This window comes from Pseudoalteromonas sp. SWYJ118, assembly GCF_015864505.1.
GTDB classification, from domain to species: Bacteria; Pseudomonadota; Gammaproteobacteria; order Enterobacterales; family Alteromonadaceae; genus Pseudoalteromonas; species Pseudoalteromonas arctica.
The window spans coordinates 154,347-174,311 of sequence record NZ_JADYXC010000001.1; the positions used below are offsets into that span (position 1 = coordinate 154,347).

Here is a 19,965-nt window from a genome sequence, read left to right on the forward strand (position 1 = left end):
TATGCATCCCCTTTTAGAAAAAGCTCAGGAAATCAAACTGAAACTTAATTGGTCTCTGATTTTTGGTGTGAGCTTTTTTCTGATAGTTGTAATTGGCTTAGTGCAAATTACGACAGGTGTATCGGATTGGTTAGTTGAAAACAAAGATGCTCAAATTAAGCACCTTACAGTGCAAGGGCAGCCTAAATACACAGATGAAACGGCAATTATAAAAGCGATTAAAAAAGCCGATTTAAGTAGTTTTTTTGAACTTGATGTTAAGCATGTGCAGCAGCTAGTTCAAGACTTACCCTGGGTTGCTACCGCTTCGGTGCGTAAACAATGGCCTGATACTATACAAGTATATGTTGTTGAACATGAAGTAGTAGCACATTGGAATAGCGACTTATTGCTCAACCAAAGTGGTCAAGCATTTCAAGCCAGCAGCGATAAGTTAGATGATGACTTACCGCAGTTATACGGCCCAGAAGGCAGCGAAGAAGAAGCGTGGATTGCTTTTAAGCAATTTGATGAAATGCTAAAAGTTAACGGCTTAACGTTAACAAGTTTGGCATTGTCGGAGCGCTTTTCGTGGCAACTATGGTTAGATAACGGAATACGTTTAAATTTAGGACGTAAAGATAAAGCCAAGCGTGTACAACGTTTTATAGACGTTTATCCACGAATGGAACAACGTGCAGATGCACAAGTAGATACAATAGATTTACGGTATGATACCGGCCTTGCAGTCAGCTTTAAGCCAGTGCAAGAAGAACAATTACAAAATAAGAGTAAGGCATGACTAAGTCAGCAGAAAGAAACCTAGTAATAGGGTTAGACGTTGGCACCTCGAAAGTGGTTGCCACGGTAGGTGAAATCACCGCAGATAACAAGCTCAGCATTGTTGGTGTGGGCAGCCAAGTATCTCATGGTATGGATAAAGGCGGCGTTAACGATTTAAACTTAGTGTCTGAGTCTATTCGCCGAGCAATAGACGAAGCCGAGTTAATGGCTGATTGTCGTATTAGCTCTGTGTATTTGGGTATTTCTGGCAAGCATATACAATGTCAAAACGAAAGTGGCGTGGTGGCAATTAATAACACTGAAGTCACTGAAGAAGACATTGAAAATGTAATTCATATTGCGCGTTCTGTGCCTATTTCGGCAGAGCGTAAAATGCTGCATGCATTGCCGCAAGAATACAGTATCGACATGCAAGAGGGCATTAAAAACCCATTGGGCATGAGTGGTGTTCGTATGGAAGCGCGTGCACACATTATTACGTGCTCAAACGATATGGCAAAAAATATCGAGAAATGCGTAGAGCGCTGTGGTCTTGAAGTTGATCAGCTTATCTTTACTGCGTTGGCATCATGTTATTCAGTGCTTACGCCAGATGAAAAAGAGCTTGGTGTTGCAGTACTTGATATTGGCGGCGGTACTATGGATATCACCATTTATATTAATGGTGCGCTTCGTCACTCTGCCGTTATACCTGTGGCTGGTAACCAAGTTACTGGTGATATTGCAAAAATATTTCGTACACCTATATCACATGCAGAGTCACTCAAAGTACAATACGCATGTGCTAGTAGTCAAATGGCTAGTAGTGAAGACACGATTGAAGTACCTAGTGTAGGCGGACGACCAGCAAGACTGATGTCGCGCCATACATTATCTGAGGTGGTAGAGCCTCGTTTTAGAGAATTATTTGAGCTTGCGATGGAAGAAATTCGTCGTTCAGGCTTAGAAGACCAAATTGCGGCAGGTCTCGTTATAACAGGCGGAACTGCTAAAATGACTGGCGCGATGGAAGTGGCAGAAGACATCTTCCAAATGCCAGTAAGGATAGGCAAACCAATCGGGATGGTTGGTTTGACAGACTACGTAGATGATCCTTCGTACGCAACCGCTGTTGGTTTGTTACAATACGGGCGTACCATGCAATCGATGAATGCACAAAAGTCGAAAGCAGAGGATAACAATAATTGGTGGAACCGCATTACTAAATGGTTCCAAGGCGAGTTTTAAGACTCAAGTCGGAGAGTAAACATGTTTGATATAATGGAACAACACAGCGAAGAAGCTGTAATAAAAGTAATCGGCGTGGGCGGTGGTGGCGGTAACGCTGTTGAGCACATGGTTAAACAACAAATAGAAGGCGTGCGTTTTATAGCCGCTAATACGGATGCGCAAGCATTACGTAACTCTGCTGCCGATATTACAGTTCAGCTAGGCACGCAAATAACCTCTGGGTTGGGTGCGGGCGCAAACCCTGAAGTAGGCCGTAAGTCGGCTGAAGAAGATGCAGATACAATTCGTGCCAGCCTTGAAGGCGCCGATATGGTATTTATTGCAGCCGGTATGGGCGGCGGTACAGGTACTGGTGCAGCACCGGTAGTTGCTAAAATTGCTAAAGAACTCGGTATTTTAACCGTTGCAGTTGTAACACGTCCTTTTGATTTTGAAGGTAAAAAACGTGCAGCAGCCGCTGAACAAGGCATTAACGAATTGTCAGAAATTGTAGATTCACTTATTACAATTCCGAACAATAAATTGCTTAAAGTTTTAGGAAAAGGGACTACACTTCTAGATGCCTTCGCTAAAGCTAATGACGTATTATTTGGTGCGGTACAAGGTATAGCAGAGCTAATTACACGTTCTGGTTTAATTAACGTGGATTTCGCCGATGTTAGAACTGTAATGTCTGCAATGGGTACTGCAATGATGGGAACGGCGTCTGCGTCAGGCCCTGATCGTGCACAAGAAGCAGCAGAAGCGGCTATCTCAAGCCCACTACTAGAAGACGTTGATTTAACAGGTGCTAAAGGTATCTTAGTTAATATCACCGCAGGTATGGACATTGCGATTGAAGAATTTGAAATTGTTGGTAATCACGTTAAAGCACTTGCGTCAGAAAACGCAACGGTTGTTGTTGGTGCGGTAATCGACCCAGAAATGACTGATGAGCTACGTGTAACGGTTGTTGCAACTGGCTTAGGCGGCGATCGTCGTCCACAGTTTGGTATCGTTGATAACGGCTTTAAAAAAGCATCAGGTTCTGATGTTGCAAGCACATCAAACCAAACGAGCAGTATGTACGTACCAAGCTTTGCAAGCCAAGATACAAACACTGAAGAAAACACTGCTAAAGCGCAAACGCAAAGCAAAGAAAAAGCGCCTACAACTAGTTCAAGCAGTGCATCAAGCTCTTCAGCACAAAACAGTAAAAAAGCGGATAAATCAGAAGGTGGTGATTATTTTGATATCCCCGCTTTTTTACGTAAGCAGGCTGATTAACATTTAATAATACTTTTGTTTGAAATATGTACAAATATTGAAAGGCAAAAGGATTTATGTTAAAATACGCCATATAACTGTAACTGATTTAAAAGTGAGCATACCTATGATTAAACAGCGTACGATTGCAGAAGTAGTCAAAGCCATAGGAATTGGACTTCATAAAGGTGAGAAGGTCACAATAACTCTCCGACCTGCGAGCGCAAATACTGGGATTGTATTTCGTCGTGTCGACCTTGATCCGGTTGTTGATTTTGAAACAACACCTGAAGCCGTTGGTGATACGCAGTTGTGTACCTGTTTAATTAACAAAGATGGTGTTCGCTTATCGACTACTGAGCATCTTATTGCAGCTGTTGCTGCAATGGGAATTGATAATCTAATTGTAGAATTAGATAGCTCAGAAGTGCCGATTATGGATGGTAGTGCATTACCATTCATATATCTGTTACAAAAAGGCGGAATTGAAGAGCAAAACGTTGCTAAACGCTTTATCCGTATTAAAGAAAAAGTACGCATTGAAGAAGGTGATAAGTGGGCTGAAGTTGAACCATATGATGGTTTTCATATCGACTTTGAGATTGCATTTAACCACCCAGCTATCAATGAAAGTCGCCAACGTATTGGGTTGGATATAACAACGCAAAGCTTTATTGAAGAAATTAGCCGTGCGCGTACTTTTGGATTTATGAAAGATATTGAATACATGCATGCAAACAACCTAGCGCTAGGTGGTAGCATGGATAGTGCTGTGGTACTTGATGAGTTCAAAGTTTTAAATCCTAACGGTTTGCGTTATAGCGACGAGTTTGTTAAGCACAAGATATTAGACTGTGTTGGTGACATGTTTATGACAGGCCATAACCTTTTAGGTAAAGTAACTGCATTTAAATCGGGTCATGATTTAAATAATAAATTACTTCGTAAAATTATGGCTACAGAGTCAGCATGGGAGTGGGCAACATTTGAAACGCCTGTGACGATGCCTGCACCCGGTCTTGAGTTAGCTCCAGCCTAAAAGCAGTAAAAGAGCAGCTCGAAAAACAGTTATAAAAAATGACGCTAATTAGCGTCATTTTTTTGCGTGAAATTTAATAGCTCTATACTTTATTATAACTCCAAAAGAGCTTGTAACTGATTTAAACTAGCTACGGTATAGGTTGGCTTTATTCCGTCGGCTAATTGCTCACCAGGGTGTTGTAACCAGCAAGTATCAATACCTGCATTGTTGCCGCCAAGTATGTCACTTGCAGCAGTATCACCCACCATAAGTATCTCGCTTTTATCTGGGTTACCCATTAGCTCAAATGTGTGCTCGAAAATCGCTTTATTCGGTTTTGCTATACCTACAAGTTCAGATATAACTAACCATTCAAACATATCTTTTAAGCCAGTATGCTCAAGGCGTACGGTTTGTAAGCGGGCAAATCCGTTAGTAATAATACCTAATCTAGCATTTGGCTTAAGTTTATTTAAAAGCTCAATAGCACCAGGTAATGGCTCGCAAATTTGCGCCATAGAATCTAAAAAAGCATCGTTTAGCTCTTTTGCTGGCACATTAAGTTTTGAAGCCCACTCATTAAAGCGTGTTACTTGTAAGTAATCTGCGCTAATAGTGCCATTTTGATAATCAACCCACAGCTGCTTATTGGTTTTTTGATAATGAATATAATCGTCTTGGCTAAAATCTACGTTGTAAGCTTTAAACATGCGAGTCATGCCCGCTAAAATATCAAACCTAAATAAGGTTTCGTCTGCATCAAACAATACATAGTTGTACTTCATTAAACTTCCTAAATTAATTTGTTTGGCCGTATAGCTCAGGGTGTAAAAAAGGCGCCATAGCTAAAGTGAGTGCTTGTGTATAGGTACTTTCGCGCGTGGCATGATTGTTGGTAAGTAGACCAATAGCGCCACCTTTTTGTTTAACGTTGGTGGTATTAAATGCTTTGTCCATTACATCGCCAAGTTCTTCACCTTTAAGTAATGCATTATAAAGTACTTGGGGTAGAGGAAGGTTGCTGCTACGCCCTACAACTTGATTTAAGGCATTATCAATAACAACATAAGCAAATGTTGCAGGCCCATAGCTAAATTGCTCTGCACCGCCCTCCATGGCTACATAATAGTCAGCCTGATGGTGAGTTTTACAGTAATTCACTCGATTTTGAGCGCCAATTCGGGTTTCGTCTTCACCAATAGGTTGATCAGGCACGCCTGAGAGAGCATTCACACCTTCACAGTCAATGATACATTCTGGAAAATACATAGTAAAAATATGTTTAGCGGCATTTATTTTTACAGGATTTTTAGAACCGACAATAATTTTTAATTGTTGTGGCATGCTGATCTCACCTTGAGCAAAATCAGCAGTGTACGTGAGTTAGCTTTAACAAAAAAGAGCTATACGACTAACTTAATATTAAATAGGTAAATCGAGTGGTGCTAGGTTTTCCAGTGCACGCTTTTTCAAAATAATATCTTTAATTAATGGGGTAAGCACAAGCTCCATAGCCAAGCCCATTTTGCCGCCTGGTACTACAAGCGTATTAATACGAGACATAAAACTGCCTTCAATCATGCGCAAATAATAAGGAAAATCAACATCTTCAATTCCCCTAAAGCGGATAACAACAAAGCTTTCATCAAGCGATGGAATGTCTTTTGCGCTAAATGGGTTTGATGTATCAACAGTAGGCACGCGTTGAAAATTAATATGGGTACGAGAAAACTGCGGGGTAATATGATTTATATAGTCATCCATACTGCGCACAATAGAGCCCATAACCGCTTCGCGAGAATGGCCTCGTTCGGATGTATCGCGTATTAATTTTTGAATCCACTCAAGGTTAATAATTGGAACCATGCCTATTAATAAATCGACATGCTTTGCTACGTCTACATCTTGATCAACTACACCACCGTGTAACCCTTCATAAAACAAAATATCAGTATTACTATCAAGGTCTTGCCAAGGAGTAAATGTACCCGGTAATTGATTGTATGGAACGGCTTCATCAAAGGTGTGTAAGTATCGGCGTAACTTACCTTGGCCTGTTTCACTATAGTTTTCAAACAACGCTTCTAAAGCACCAAAGTCATTTGCTTCTCGGCCAAAGTAACTAATGTGTTTATTTTCTTGTTGTGCTTCACGTACTTTTTTATCCATTTCAGGGCGAGTGTAACGATGAAAGCTATCTCCTTCGATAAAAGCCGCTTCAATATTAAGGCTACGGAAAATATGTTTAATTGCATTGGTTGTGGTGGTTGTACCCGCACCAGACGAACCCGTAATCGCAATAATAGGATTTTTAGCTGACATGTTAATTCTCTTTTTTAGGACCAGGTTTTATAACCAGACTAAACTTAACATTATTTTAAGCCGTTTGGGTATCTTAAGAGTTGACTGACTTAGCTCAAGTGACGCCATCAGCAAATAACGTTATCATGAGGTGCTTAAAATTAAAACGAGAGAAAGCATGAAACTTATTAAACCATTACTTGGGGTCTTTTCTATAGCAGCGCTTAGCCCAATTATGGCGCAGGCTAGCATGCCAAAAAGCCAAGTATTACTTGCTGATTTAAATACACCTTTCGGGGTACAAGTTAGTATAGTGAGTGATAAAAACAGTTATAACAACCAACCGTACTTAACAAGTACAGGTTTATACTTTACTCATGAGGTGATTGCAGGTGAGCAAAGCCAAACCGATATTGCTTATTATGATTTAACATCAAAAAAAGTTATTAATATCAGTAACTCTCCCGTAAGCGAATATTCACCAACGGTTATGCCAAGTGGTGATGCAGTATCAGCGATTGTTGTAGAGGCAGATGGTAAGCAAAAACTGTGGCAATACCCACTCAAAAGCGAAGATGCGCCAAGTCGTATTTTTGATTGGATTGAACCTGTTGGGTACCATGCATGGGGTGTTCAAAATGATTTAGTAATGTTTATTTTAGGAAAGCCTCATACTCTTCAATATACTTCTGTTGCACAAGCGAAGGGGAAAATAGCTGCCAGTAATATTGGCCGAACGCTTATTTATAACAACTCTACAGCTGCATTTTTATTTAGTTACACTAAAAACGAGCAACATATTTTAGCGAGTTTTAATCCACAGGATAAACAAGTTGAAGACCTACTAAGGTTACCTGCTCAAGTTCAAGATTTTATTTTGAAAGATGATGCAACTATCGCTTATGCTATTAAAAACCGCGTTTATCAGCGTAAACTTGATGGAAGTGATGAAGTATCGCAATGGCTTAATTTAAGCACCTACTGCGAAACAAATATAACAAGAATGAGTTACAACAATGAAAAACTCGCTTTTGTATGTGATATAACGCAGTAAAGCAGACAAATAAATTCAGATTTTATTGTGTGTATGCGTTAATCTAATACGCAAATTAACTAATAGGGATTACACGTGGCTTATAGTGCAGACGAGCTGACAGAACAGCTCATTAAATTACAGTGTAGAAGTAATTTTAAGATTAAAAATATTGCAGAGTACATGTTAGTAAACTCTAAAGAAGCATTTTATACCCACAGCGAAAGCGGTAAGGGTAAAATAGTAATTCGCCCAGCATTTGAGGTGTTTAGCGATGACTTTAGTGATATTGATGGCGTAACGCGTGCGCAAGGCTACTTTCATAGCAGCGAGATGACACGCTTTCCTACACGTATTTTTAAAAGTGCTCAGCCTATTCACTACGGTGTGGCATTTAAAATAAACTCTGAGCAAGCAGCAAAAGACTTTATTGCTAAGCTAACGATGATTATTGGTAATTAATAAAGCAAAAATATAAACGTAAAAAGCCGCTGAATTTATATTCAGCGGCTTTTGTGTTTTTATAGCTTAATAAACCTAAGGGTTACTTACTTTTTAAGAAGCTATTAACCGATTCTAGTTCACGTGTTTTAAGCGCGATACAATCGTTTGTACTTTCTTCAAGCTTACTTAATGTACGAGCGTAACCGGCTACATCAGCTACTTTTTCGTTAAAAAAGGTCTTTGTTTTAGCTAAGCTTTCTGCATTACAACTCGCCGTTGTAAAGTACGGTAAGTTAGGAATAAAGAAAGGCGGTAAGCTTGCTGTTACTTTATCGTAGTTACTGTAAACCCAGTCAATAAATAACGCTTGGCGCTCATCTGTGTAACTTTGACCTGACAAAATAGTACGCATGTCAGATGCAGTTACTTCATCCGTTAAGCTATAAGCTAATACCGCTTTTTGTAATTCAGGTTTGCCAAAAAAGCCCATTGCAGCAAGCATGTTAGTGCGTACTTGTGGATCTTTCGTTGTTTTAAACGTTGTCATGAATTGATCAAGCAGCGCTTTGTCACCATGAAAAGCAGCAAGAGTTAAGTACGTACCGGCTAAGTAAGGGTCTACTTTTTGTGGAGCATTTAAATAAACTTGTGTTTGTTCTTTCGCTTTACTGATTACGTTTTGATCTTCACCATCAAAGCCTAAGCGTGATACAACGGCCGCACGAAGTTGTGCAATAGCTCCGTCTTCTCCCGCTTTAGCTTCTAAACCATATTTTTTAGCTGCAGGCGTTACTGCATTACGAATAAATTCAGGCCATAGGTCTTTATTGCTATCGTCTTTAAAAGTACGTTGTTGCGATACTAAGTAACCTAGCGCGGTATTTGCTACGCGAGGGTGGCTATCGCTTACGAACACTTCAAGTGTTTGCATTAACTTAGCCGCAGATATAACACCAGCGTCAAGTAGTGCATCAGTAGCCGATAACAACGCTAAGCGTTCACGGTCACTCAGTACGCTTGGCGCCTTTTTAACAAGTGCGCTAAATTGTGCGTCATCCATTACCCAGCGGTAGTAGCCTAGTGCACCCTGATCTGGATAAATCCATTCTGGCTCAAAGTCTAAGTCTAGCGTTTGGCTTTGTTTATTAAGTAATACATTTGCTGTTTTTACTTTATCGCCAGCACCATATTTAATTGCAACCGGTACATTCCATAACTGCTCTGGCGCATCAACGCCTGCATTTACAAAGCGGCTTTGTGAAATAGTTACTTTGCTGCCTTGTTGATTTACTTTAACTAATGGGAAAGAAGACTGTTCAATAAACGATTTTAAAACACTCGCTACGTCTTTATTTGATGCTTTACCAAGTGCTTCCCATAGGTCGGCCGCTTCTGCGTTTTTATATGAAAACTCTTTCAAGTAGCTTTGAATACCTTTTTGAAATGCATCTTCGCCAATCCAGTTTTCAACCATAGCAAGTACTGAGCTGCCTTTACTGTAAGCAAGACCTAAACCGTCCATAATGTCGGCTTCGGTTTTAATTGGCTTACGAATAGGTTTAGTGCTTAGGCGTGCATCAAGTGCCATTACGTTGTTTTGTGGCAGGTCTAAGTGCGATTCAAACTCAGGGTTAAGCTGCTTAGTAATTTTTGCAGCCATCCAGCTAGCAAACGCTTCGTTTAACCATAAGTCGTTCCACCATTTCATGGTTACTAAGTTACCGTACCATTGGTGAGCAAGTTCGTGAGCAATAATTGATACATTACGTTGTTTTTTACTGCGTGTTGCGGCAGCTAAATCAACCAATAAAATATCTTCTCTGTAGGTCACTAAGCCTGAGTTTTCCATTGCGCCAAATGGAAACTCTGGTACCGCTACTGAGTCTAATTTTTTGTAAACGTAAGGAATACCAAAATACGCTTCAAGTGCGCCCAGTACTTTTGGCATGTTTTCTTTAGCGTATTGGGCTAAGTGGATTTTACCTTGTGGGGTAATTACACGACCAGGAATTGGCATGCCTTTAATTTCTAATTCTTCAAACGGGCCAACAGCCATCGCTACTAGGTATGAAGGGATTGGCGGTGTTTTATCAAAGTAGTGTGTGGTCATATCGCCATTAACGATTGCTTTAAGCTCTGGCGTATTTGAATATACTTTTTGTGATGTAGGCGCAGTAATCGTTAACTGAAATGGAATTTTGTAACTTGGCTCGTCAAAAACAGGAAATGCACGGCGTGCATCACTCATTTCAAATTGAGTAAATAAGTAAGGAGTGCCTTGGTCTAATGTTTTGTATAAACCAACACTTTGACGGTTATATGGCGCTGAAAAATCAACTTTAAGTGTGTATTTACCTGGTTGAATTTGCTCATCACAGCTAAATTTTACTTTACCTGTTTTAAGCATTTCATTGTTTAAATCACAGTTTTCATCACCAAGCAGTTGCGCCATTTTAACAGCGTAAGCTACGCCATTTAACTCAATGTATTTTGTTGGTTTTAGTACTTCTAGGGAAATCTCAGTCATCCCTGTGAATGTATCTTGGCTCGGGTCGAGTGTTAACGACACCTGTTGTGAACTTGGTTTTGCGAGTTTTTCAATAACGAATTCGTTAGCGTTTGCAGCACCCATTGCCAAAGCAACGCTCACTGTTAAGAGGCTTTTAAGAAACATAGTGATCCCTAGATTGTTGTTGTTAGAAACTACCCTAAATAGGCTTTTTTATGCTCATATAATTAGGGGGTTAGATATCCTAACAGTTTTTTTAAATAGAGTAATTGATTATAACGGTGACTTTAAGGGGAAATAGTAACAAAGTTTGTCAGTGGCTTTCGCGTGTTATAAAACGCTGCCAATGCAGGTGTGAGTTAATAATACGTATTTGTTGGACAACGGTATTTAATAAGTGGGTATCGCTAAACACATCGTGTGGATACTCGTTAAAACCCATCAAGTAATTAAAGGCATCTTTAGAGTTAGCTTGTAGGGCGTATATACGCACTTGTTGCTCAAAGTTAAGACGAAGACTGCTTATTGCTGTTTTCATACCGAGTTGATCTACGTTTGGTATATCACATTTTTGCAGATAACCGGCTCGCTCACCTTCGCCTGAAAACCAAATGCGGACTTTTTCACTGTACCTGCCAGTTTTAGCCGGTAAGTCGAACATTAATCGGTGTTGGTTTTGCGATTTGATGAACGTTATATATTCATTAAATCCAGCATTTATAAGTGCTTGATGTACAGGAACTAAGCGAGGTTTTATTTTACCGTGGGTATGAAAATTAAAGCATAAGACGTTTTTTTCAAGGGACAGATCATCAAGCGTTAAATAACCAATCTCATCGCTATAAGCACCACTATAATATGCAATTAAAGGGAGCCAAAAATGCCAGTGTTTTGGTTGCTCTCGTGCAACTTTAAAATCACCGTATATATATCCATTATAAAGAGTGTGCAGTTCCATGGCTGAAAAGGGCCGGCGACCAAGATGGGTTTTCAACGTAATACCTTGAAAATAATGATGTGTTTTATTTTATACCCAACTAGCAGTAGATGCTAGTCGGGTTTTATCCGCTTTTAGAGTAAAGCGTATAAAGTATTATTCACTCAATGCGCGAGCTAAACCTGTAGGTTCAATTTCTGCACATACTTGGTCATCATTCCAGTTAATGCCAACAAGTGCGTTATCTTCATTTAAGTCTTCAACCCATGCATCTAAAAACTCATCAAGGTTGATTTCTACTGGGCTGTAATCTTTCCACTCTTCTTTACATTGTGCTTTAGCTGCTGCTTCACTTTCCCAAAGCAGTAATACGTCAGTTTCATCAAATTGGTTAGAATCGCACACTACAAAGCCATTATCTTCTGCACCAAGTGCCCAAATTACTTCGCTAATACGTACTTTTTCTACGAAGTTAACTAGTTGTGATTCAATTTCGATATCGCTCATGTGTTTACCCTTTTAAATTAGTGACGAGGATTGGTGTCTATTGCTGCTTGGCGCTCGTCATATTGCTTATGAAAAGCAACAAGCGCTGAATGCTGACTAAAGTCAGCTAATTCGCGAAAGCAAATCCAATCAAGCAGGCAGTATAAACTGATGTTGAGGTATTCACAGCTTTTAAATTCTTCATCGCTTAAATGGGTATTTAAAAAGCTTAATGTTTGTTCAATACGTTCGTTTTGCAGATTAAAAAATAATTTATCGCTTTTGGTGTCAAATCCAGAACGTTTACATAACACCATTTCTACTAACGAATCGTTACAAGCATTTATAGTCGTAAGTAAGTGCTCTTGAGGCCACGTTAGTTTTGGCTGACCTGTTTTTTCAAGTAAATAACGCAATATAGAATTAGAGTCACTAAGAGTTAAGTCGCCATCTACCAGTATTGGGATTTTTCGAGCTGGATTTTTACTGGCCATAGTAGGGCGATCTTGCTCAGAAAATATATCGAGACTTACAAGCTCTGGTTTGCAGCTGTTTTGTTGTGCCCAAATTCTAATGCGGCGCACGTAAGGTGAAGGTACAGAACCAATTAATTGCATAATTACTCCATAAAAAAGCCGCATAAGCGGCTTTTATCAAATGTTACTTACAGTACAGTTAAATTTATTCTGAACGGCTAGTAACTTCAAGTAAATGATAACCAAATTGAGTTTGCACAGGGCCTTGTACTTGATTAATTGGCGCAGAAAACACAACTTTATCAAACTCTGGAACCATCATACCAGGGCCAAACTCACCAAGAGCACCGCCATCCTGACCTGAAGGACAATTAGAATGTGCTTTTGCTAGTTCAGCAAAGTCTTCGCCTTGCTCAATTTTTGTTTTTAAGTCTAAGCATTGTGCTTCACTGTCTACAAGTATATGTCGTGCGCTTGCTACTGTCATAAAATCTCCCGAGTATAGTGTGGTGTTTTTTTAACCGAATTGAAATATCATTCTAGTTAGTTTCAACTAATTGTACCAGTATAAACTTATTTATCAGAAAACGCAGTTTCAATTGCAGTAATCATTTGCTCTGAATTAGGTGCCACTTTGCTGTTAAACCGTAAAACTGTTTTACGATCAGCAGACACTAAGTATTTATAAAAGTTCCAATTTGGAGAGCTAGTTTGCTCATTCAAATATTTAAAAATTGGATTTGCTTCGCTACCACGAACTTTGCTGGTGGCAAACATGGGAAAAGTTACACCATAATTTACAAAGCATACTTTCGCTGTTTCTTTTTCATTGTCTTCTTCTTGAAAAAAGTCATCAGAGGGGAACCCTAATACGACTAAACCTTGCTCTTTGTATTGTTGATATAGCGCTTCAAGGCCTTTAAATTGATATGTAAAACCACAATTACTTGCCGTGTTTACTATTAACAAAGGTTTATTTTTAAATTGGCACAAGTTAATAGATTCTTTTGAGCGAAGCTTTCGTATATCTACATTGGTAAAATCTTGGCAGTCCTGTGTAGAGGTTTTATTTATGATTGATGGTGTTTGAGCTTGAAGGGGAGCATTAATAAGTAAAGCCGTTAAACCTATTATAATTATTTTAAGCATTACATTACCTAAACTTTACGATTGTTTGATTGGATAATCATACGCTAATATGGAACAAATTGATCAACCCTCTAATGACCTATGACAATCCGTTTAGCAACTATTAATGATCTTAATGAAATTGTAGCCATTTACAACGAAACTATTGCAGGGCGAATGGTAACTGCAGATACGCAAGAAGTGAGCGTTGACGAAAAGCGTAACTGGTTTAATAGCCACAACGATAAAAGGCCTATTTACGTTTACTGCGAAAATGACCAAGTACTTGCTTGGGTAAGTTATAAATCGTTTTATGGGCGCCCAGCTTACGACGGCACAGTAGAAATGAGCATTTACATTACCAGTAAAGCGCAAGGTAAAGGGCTTGGTAAAAAGCTAATGATATTTGCTCAAACACAAGCTAAGCAATTAAATATTAAAGTATTACTCGGCTTTATTTTTAGTCATAACTTACCGAGTGTTAAATTGTTTAAGCATTTTGATTTTGCAATATGGGGTGAGTTGCCAAGCGTTGCCATAATGGATGATAAGGCGTATAGCCTTACTATTTTTGGAAAACATCTGGAATAAATTATTTTTCATAATGTTGTAATATTTTTTTACAAAATAAGACGAAGGGTTTATGCCAATTAAATAAAAATAGTCTACGCTATTAACATATTAAGTTTATTAATTTGAAGTGTAGCTTGATGATTCGAAAAATATTAATTGTTGATAGTAGCAGTGTCATCGCAATGCGTGTGAAAGTGCTTTTAGAATTAATAGGATGTGAAGTCGAATTAATTCATTTCAGCATGCTAGACATGTATACCAATATAGGCGACTACGACTTAGTTGTTGTTGCCCATGGTGTCCCTGTTGATTCTATAAAACCGCTTGTTAGCCAAGTAGCGCAAGAGCGTTTTATGCTGCTTGCTCCAAAAGCACAAAGTGGTGAGCAACTAACTGCGTTTAGTGAGCTAAATCATGTTGCGCCTGACGCAACCGTGATCTACCCGTTTTTTTCTAATAAAGAAATTACTTCTCTTTTAGAGAGCCTACTAGAATTAGGCTCTAATCATATTTTGCAATTACCCGCTATTTTACTCGTCGATCATGTTCCTGAGCGCCTCGAAAAAATGAAAAACAGCTTGATTGGTGCTCATATCGAGACCCATACAGCAACCACCTCTGCAGAAGTTTTAGAAATTACGAAAGAAAAGCAAATCGATATACTAATAAGTGATTTTGTTTTAGATGACGGGACCGGTTTAGAAATTTTTTCAAACTTAAAAATAATGCAACCACATTGCCGTTGCTTATTATTTACCTCACGTCCCGATCAAGTTTCAATGATTGAAGCTATTCGTCAAGGTGTAGAAGACGTACTTATTAAGCCATTGAACGACAGCTCATTATTACAATCAATACATAAACTGTGGCAAACAGAGTTATTAAAACGCCATAACGCAGAACTTGTCGAAAGGCTACAAGATACGGTTGATGCCCTGATTGAAAAAGACAGCCTACTTCAGGTTATTTATAAGCATACGCCTGATGCAATTATGTTGTTTGAGAAATGCGGTAGAGTGATAGAAGCTAATGATGCTTGTTTAAAACTATTTAACTTACCGTTTAACGAACTAGAAGGTAAATCAGTATTTAGCTTTTTAGATGATGATTCTACGTTAGGTATTAAAAATAAAATTTCGACACTAAACAGCAATCGCCAATTTAGCTGCGACTTACGTTTATCTAAAACTGCAGGGGGCTATATACCGTTAGTGGGATCTTTTAATGAAATAGATCACCATGGCGAAATAGCACTTGCCGTAATATTTAAAAATGTAACCCACCTTAAGCAAAAAGAAGATTTACTACTTGAAGCAAAAGATCTCCTTGAAGAGCAAGTAAGAGCGCGTACCTCACAGCTCGAGCACGCTAAAAACGTGGCTGAGGCTGCAAACTTAAGTAAATCAGAATTTTTAGCAAACATGTCGCATGAACTTCGAACACCTATGCACTCTATTTTAAGCTTTTCGCGTTTTGGTTTAAGCAAACTAGAAACTGGAGATTTTGCAAAAGAAAAACTCATTAAATACCTATCGCGAATAGAGAGTAGTGGTGAGCGTTTACTGTCGTTACTAAATAATTTACTCGACCTATCTAAGCTAGATGTGGGTAAGTTTCCATTTAATCCTCGTCCATATAATTTAGCGAACATTATAAAAACAAGTATTGATGATGTATCTGGTACGGCAATGGAAAAAGAAATTGAGGTTGTATTTACCGCGCAGCCATTACCTGTAATTGCGCAATGTGATGAAGAGCAAATAAATCAGTTACTTCGAAACGTATTAGGTAATGCACTTAAATTTAGCGAACCCAAAAGTAAAATACGGGTAAATTTAGAGTCAGATAATAAGCTTGCTACTATAGAGGTTACCGATAATGGGGTCGGTATACCAGAAGATGAGCTGGAACATATTTTTACTAAGTTTGTACAAAGCAGCAAAACAAATAGCGGTGCCGGTGGTACCGGATTGGGCCTTGCATTGTGTAGAGAGTTTGTGTCTTTACATCAAGGTGAGATCACTGCACGTAACAACGAAAATGGTGGTGCAACTATATCTATACAGGTGCCATTAGAAATAAATCTAGATGATCATTTGGCTGAAGATCAATTAATACAACACAGTAATTAATTGCTAGTTAGCATACCAAGTAACTTTTTTTGAGAATTTGAATGGATGATAAATTATGGCCTTAACTAAAATACTTGCCGTTGATGACGAACCCTTTAACCTTGAAATTATTGAGGAGATTTTAGAGGATCTTGATTTTGAATTACAAGTAGCAACAAGTGGTCCTGAGTGTTTAAACATGGTTGAAGGCTATATGCCTCAGGTTATATTGCTCGACGTAAGTATGCCGCAAATGAACGGCTATGAAGTATGTAAGGCACTTAAAGCAAACCCAAATACAGCACACATTATTGTTATGTTTGTGTCTGCTCGTGGCACAGTTGAAGAGCGTATGGAAGGCTACTCGGTTGGTGCAGAAGACTATATTGTAAAACCCTTTGGCCATGATGAACTTAAGTCAAAGCTTAAAAATTTAAACCAAGTACTTGTTGAAAAACAAAGCCTTGAAAAGCAAGTTGAAGATGCTACATCAACTGCATTTAATGCCATGGCTAACAGCAGTGAAATGGGGCAGATAGTTAACTACGTTGAAAACATAGGCTTTATTAACGACCCTCAAGAGCTAGGTAAAGCGCTTATAGATTGCCTGCAATCTTTTGATTTGCAAAGTAATGTTGAGTTTAGAGAGAACGATGAAATTAGTCACTTTGCATTAAGCGGCGTGTGTTCACCTATTGTGGTGGAGCTATTTGAAATGCTTAAAAACAAAGGGCGTTTACATGAATTTTCGCATCGAATTTTAGTTAACTATGAATTGATTAGCTTACTTATTTTAAATATGCCTGATCACGATCCAGATAAACACGGGCGTATACGCGACCACGTATGTTTTATTGTCAGTGTTACCGAGCAGCAACTACGCGCCATCATGACTAAGAAAATGCTTGAATCACAACAAGCAAAACTTAATGCCGTAGCAAGTACAGTTCACAGTAAGTTTCATGGCTTAATTAGCTTATTGAATGACAACCGTCAAAACAACGAAAAAGTGTTTAAACAGTTACAAGAAGAGCTCGAAGAACGTATCCCATCAATGGGATTAGATGAAGATCAGGAGGTGTTTATTTATAAAAAAGTAGATGAAACTATCCAAAACTCAGTGGCCAGAGAGGAGTCTGTTAAACAGGTAAAAGCAGCTTTTGCTGAAATTGAGCAAGACCTGTCATTGCTTTTAAAGAGCTAAATATATTTAATTAAATAATGTTACTTTGAGGCTTACTCCAACTGCATTATGCATCTCTGGGTAAGCCTTTTTCTACGATTCTGATTAACCTAGCCGTTTTACGAATTTGTAATCGTTGTTTATCGTTTTGTTGAGCAAGCGCCCATTCAATATGTTCTAAAACAAGCTCGCTGGATATTTGGCTTTTATCTTGTAAAGCATGAATAATAGCCGGGCTAAACTCTGCATTACCTAAACCGACCGCTATATTACGTAACCAACGTTCGTGACCTATGCGGCGAATAGGGCTGCCTTCGGTATTTTTTAAAAATGTAGGCTCATCCCAAGCAAATAGCTCAAGTAAATCTTTATTTTTTAATTGAGTACGAGGATGAAAATCATTTTCATCCGTTATTTGTCCATAACGATTCCAAGGGCATACCAACTGGCAATCATCACAACCATAGATACGGTTGCCTAATAAAGTTCGGTATTGTTCGGGTATGGGGCCTTGGTGTTCTATCGTTAAGTACGATATGCATTTACGTGCATCAACAACGTAAGGCTCTACAATTGCACCTGTTGGGCAAAGAGTAATACAAGCAACACATTTTCCGCAGCCTTCAAACGTGTTCTCTGCATCTATTGGTAGAGGTAAATCAATAAATAGTTCGCCTAAAAAAAACCACGATCCTGCTTCTTGGTTAATTAATAAAGAATGCTTACCACGCCACCCTAAACCGGCTTTTTCGGCAAGTTGACGCTCAAGTACCGGGGCTGAATCTACAAATGGCCTAAAGCCATATTCGCCAATTTCTTGCTCTATTTTTTGGCCAAGTTTTTTTAAACGATTACGCATTAATTTATGGTAATCACGACCCAGTGCATAACGACTTATGTATGCTTTTTCTTTATTTTTTAAGGTTTTTGCAAAGCCAGCATCGGGAGGGAGATAATTCATTTTTACGGATATAACACGCTGTGTACCTGGTACTAATTCAGCAGGGCGAGCACGTTTCATGCCGTGAGCAGCCATATAATCCATCGAGCCGTGGTAGCCAGCATCAAGCCAGCGTTGCAATTGGGCTTCGTGCTTAGATAGGTCAATATCAGTAATACCTACTTCGCTAAAACCAAGCTCTTGCCCCCAGGTTTTTATTTGTAGGGCTAATTTTTCATAGTCTGGGGTAGGGTTGCTCACACACTTCACACACTTAAATTAATAGCTGCGTAATTTACCATATTTCTCTGAGCCCGAAAACGCTTCTTAGCGCACGAAGCGCTTTAACTGTTGTTGGGTCTGTAAGCTTAATTGTTGAGATTGCTCGCTATCGGCTAATGCCGTATCTATTTGCTGTTTAGCTTGCTCACCTAAAGCTACTATTTGCTCTACCGATTGGTGAGTATTAGTTTGAGTGCCCTCAAGCATATGTACAGCACTGGCTATTTGTTGTAGTTGCTGTTGGTTGTGCTCAAACTCACTAAGCATTTTTGTAAAACCCTCGGAGGTTGCACTAATTGAGCTTTGTGCATTATTGGAGTGAGTCATTAATTGCTCTGACTCTTTATTTGTTTCATTTACTAGCTCATTCATTTGAGTAATAAAGTCGCTTATTTGCCTAGTTGCGCCACTTACCTTTATTGAAAGTGTGCGTACTTCGTCTGCAACTACGGCAAATCCTCTGCCAGCTTCACCCGCTCTAGCTGCTTCTATTGCGGCGTTAAGGGCTAACAAATTGGTTTGATCAGAAAACTCTTCAACCATTTTTAAAATACTGCGAATGTTTTCACTGTTCTCTTTCAGTCCCGCAATTGTATTTGAAAAGCTACCTAGCATATTAGTAATAAGTTTAACCTGCTTTACTAAAGCTGCGAGCTCTGATGCAGATAGTTTTACAAAGTTAAGGTGTTCATTATTAACGTTATGCACGCTATCTGTATTATTTACTATGTTTTGTAAGCTTTGGGTTATTTGCATACTGGCATTAATAATACTGTGGCTTAACTGTATTTGTTGCTCACTTGATTGCTCAGTATTTTTCATCGATTCGGTGACTTGTATATTACTGTGTGCACTAGCTTGAGCACTGTTATATGTTGTGCTGAGTAACTCACTTAAATGGGCAGTAAATATATTATATTGTGAACTTAAATCTTTAAATTCGTCATACGAAAAGTGGGGAAGTTTTGCTGCTAAATTTGCATCTTGTTGGTTTATTTTTATCAAAGTATCGCGCATAGCAGTAACAGGGCGAACAATTAAAAAACGCATATAAAAAAGAGTAAAAATAAAACCAGATATAATAACAAGCGTAAGCAGCCAAAATAGCCCTGTACTTTGCTGTTGTTCGCTTAAACTCTGATGCAGCCAAAATAACGTAATTGCTTGGAACAATAATACAAAACTTAAATTACCGATTATTTTACGCGTTAACGTAAAAAAGAATGTTTGCTCTATATAGTTATAAATTTTCATAAAACTACTCATTATGCTTAAGCCCTACG

Annotated in this window: 20 protein-coding genes; 9 read left to right on the plus strand and 11 right to left on the minus strand. The window is 38.8% G+C overall.

What is annotated here, in order from left to right; genetic code table 11:
- The first annotated feature begins 1 nt into the window (after window position 1).
- The 4 genes from I6F48_RS00810 to lpxC all read left to right on the plus strand — a co-directional run bounded on the left by I6F48_RS00810 (window position 2) and on the right by lpxC (window position 4,297).
- Complete coding sequence (locus tag I6F48_RS00810; RefSeq protein WP_007582934.1) at window positions 2-781, plus strand: cell division protein FtsQ/DivIB; 780 nt, start codon at window positions 2-4, stop codon at window positions 779-781.
- A complete protein-coding gene (ftsA, locus tag I6F48_RS00815) occupies window positions 778-2,010 on the plus strand; it encodes a cell division protein FtsA (RefSeq protein WP_197118615.1) in 1,233 nt (410 codons plus the stop codon). Before I6F48_RS00810 ends, ftsA begins: the two co-directional genes overlap by 4 nt.
- 21 nt (window positions 2,011-2,031) lie before the next feature.
- A complete protein-coding gene (ftsZ, locus tag I6F48_RS00820; protein WP_007582938.1) occupies window positions 2,032-3,279 on the plus strand; it encodes a cell division protein FtsZ in 1,248 nt (415 codons plus the stop codon).
- Between the two features lie 106 nt (window positions 3,280-3,385).
- Window positions 3,386-4,297, plus strand: coding sequence for a UDP-3-O-acyl-N-acetylglucosamine deacetylase (gene lpxC, locus I6F48_RS00825; RefSeq protein ID WP_007582940.1), 912 nt, complete (start codon window positions 3,386-3,388; stop codon window positions 4,295-4,297).
- A 92-nt stretch (window positions 4,298-4,389) separates the two neighbouring features.
- Here lpxC and yjjG read toward each other — a convergent pair whose 3' ends face one another.
- The 3 genes from yjjG to I6F48_RS00840 form a co-directional block, all read right to left on the minus strand.
- Window positions 4,390-5,064 carry a pyrimidine 5'-nucleotidase gene (yjjG, locus tag I6F48_RS00830; RefSeq protein WP_010554302.1) on the minus strand — a complete coding sequence of 225 codons (675 nt, stop codon included), beginning with the start codon at window positions 5,062-5,064 and terminating at the stop codon, window positions 4,390-4,392.
- A gap of 13 nt (window positions 5,065-5,077) precedes the next feature.
- Window positions 5,078-5,623: an inosine/xanthosine triphosphatase gene (yjjX, locus tag I6F48_RS00835; RefSeq protein ID WP_165739827.1), complete on the minus strand. Its 546-nt coding sequence runs from the start codon at window positions 5,621-5,623 to the stop codon at window positions 5,078-5,080.
- A 78-nt stretch (window positions 5,624-5,701) separates the two neighbouring features.
- Window positions 5,702-6,601 carry a phosphoribulokinase gene (locus I6F48_RS00840; RefSeq protein WP_165739829.1) on the minus strand — a complete coding sequence of 300 codons (900 nt, stop codon included), beginning with the start codon at window positions 6,599-6,601 and terminating at the stop codon, window positions 5,702-5,704.
- Between the two features lie 157 nt (window positions 6,602-6,758).
- On the opposite strand from I6F48_RS00840, the gene I6F48_RS00845 reads away from it, so the two are divergent.
- Window positions 6,759-7,634 (plus strand): hypothetical protein, encoded by an 876-nt coding sequence (locus I6F48_RS00845; protein WP_197118616.1) that lies wholly within the window; start codon window positions 6,759-6,761, stop codon window positions 7,632-7,634.
- A gap of 75 nt (window positions 7,635-7,709) precedes the next feature.
- Window positions 7,710-8,075, plus strand: a complete 366-nt coding sequence (locus I6F48_RS00850; RefSeq protein WP_007579906.1) for a hypothetical protein — start codon at window positions 7,710-7,712, stop codon at window positions 8,073-8,075.
- 82 nt (window positions 8,076-8,157) lie between these two features.
- Here the strand turns inward: I6F48_RS00850 and I6F48_RS00855 are convergent, their stop codons facing one another.
- The 6 genes from I6F48_RS00855 to I6F48_RS00880 form a co-directional block, all read right to left on the minus strand.
- Window positions 8,158-10,731 (minus strand): M1 family metallopeptidase, encoded by a 2,574-nt coding sequence (locus tag I6F48_RS00855; protein ID WP_197118617.1) that lies wholly within the window; start codon window positions 10,729-10,731, stop codon window positions 8,158-8,160.
- A 148-nt stretch (window positions 10,732-10,879) separates the two neighbouring features.
- Complete coding sequence (locus I6F48_RS00860; RefSeq protein WP_024590219.1) at window positions 10,880-11,560, minus strand: hypothetical protein; 681 nt, start codon at window positions 11,558-11,560, stop codon at window positions 10,880-10,882.
- 99 nt (window positions 11,561-11,659) lie between these two features.
- Entirely contained in the window at window positions 11,660-12,010 is a 351-nt protein-coding gene (locus I6F48_RS00865; protein ID WP_197118618.1) for a DUF2750 domain-containing protein, read from the minus strand.
- 17 nt (window positions 12,011-12,027) lie between these two features.
- Window positions 12,028-12,606 (minus strand): glutathione S-transferase family protein, encoded by a 579-nt coding sequence (locus I6F48_RS00870; RefSeq protein ID WP_165740590.1) that lies wholly within the window; start codon window positions 12,604-12,606, stop codon window positions 12,028-12,030.
- 64 nt (window positions 12,607-12,670) lie between these two features.
- Window positions 12,671-12,952 carry a peptidylprolyl isomerase gene (locus I6F48_RS00875; RefSeq protein ID WP_002958009.1) on the minus strand — a complete coding sequence of 94 codons (282 nt, stop codon included), beginning with the start codon at window positions 12,950-12,952 and terminating at the stop codon, window positions 12,671-12,673.
- An 86-nt stretch (window positions 12,953-13,038) separates the two neighbouring features.
- Complete coding sequence (locus I6F48_RS00880; RefSeq protein ID WP_024590220.1) at window positions 13,039-13,614, minus strand: glutathione peroxidase; 576 nt, start codon at window positions 13,612-13,614, stop codon at window positions 13,039-13,041.
- An 81-nt stretch (window positions 13,615-13,695) separates the two neighbouring features.
- On the opposite strand from I6F48_RS00880, the gene I6F48_RS00885 reads away from it, so the two are divergent.
- The 3 genes from I6F48_RS00885 to I6F48_RS00895 all read left to right on the plus strand — a co-directional run bounded on the left by I6F48_RS00885 (window position 13,696) and on the right by I6F48_RS00895 (window position 17,481).
- Window positions 13,696-14,184 (plus strand): GNAT family N-acetyltransferase, encoded by a 489-nt coding sequence (locus tag I6F48_RS00885; protein ID WP_165727672.1) that lies wholly within the window; start codon window positions 13,696-13,698, stop codon window positions 14,182-14,184.
- 119 nt (window positions 14,185-14,303) lie between these two features.
- The gene (locus I6F48_RS00890; RefSeq protein ID WP_165740591.1) at window positions 14,304-16,298 is read left to right on the plus strand and encodes a hybrid sensor histidine kinase/response regulator; all 1,995 of its coding nucleotides are present in this window, start codon (window positions 14,304-14,306) and stop codon (window positions 16,296-16,298) included.
- A 55-nt stretch (window positions 16,299-16,353) separates the two neighbouring features.
- The gene (locus I6F48_RS00895; protein ID WP_165727670.1) at window positions 16,354-17,481 is read left to right on the plus strand and encodes a response regulator; all 1,128 of its coding nucleotides are present in this window, start codon (window positions 16,354-16,356) and stop codon (window positions 17,479-17,481) included.
- Between the two features lie 46 nt (window positions 17,482-17,527).
- Here I6F48_RS00895 and queG read toward each other — a convergent pair whose 3' ends face one another.
- Both queG and I6F48_RS00905 read right to left on the minus strand, forming a co-directional pair.
- Window positions 17,528-18,661 carry a tRNA epoxyqueuosine(34) reductase QueG gene (gene queG / locus I6F48_RS00900; protein WP_121955309.1) on the minus strand — a complete coding sequence of 378 codons (1,134 nt, stop codon included), beginning with the start codon at window positions 18,659-18,661 and terminating at the stop codon, window positions 17,528-17,530.
- Between the two features lie 66 nt (window positions 18,662-18,727).
- Window positions 18,728-19,948 (minus strand): methyl-accepting chemotaxis protein, encoded by a 1,221-nt coding sequence (locus I6F48_RS00905; RefSeq protein WP_197118619.1) that lies wholly within the window; start codon window positions 19,946-19,948, stop codon window positions 18,728-18,730.
- Window positions 19,949-19,965: the final 17 nt, after the last annotated feature.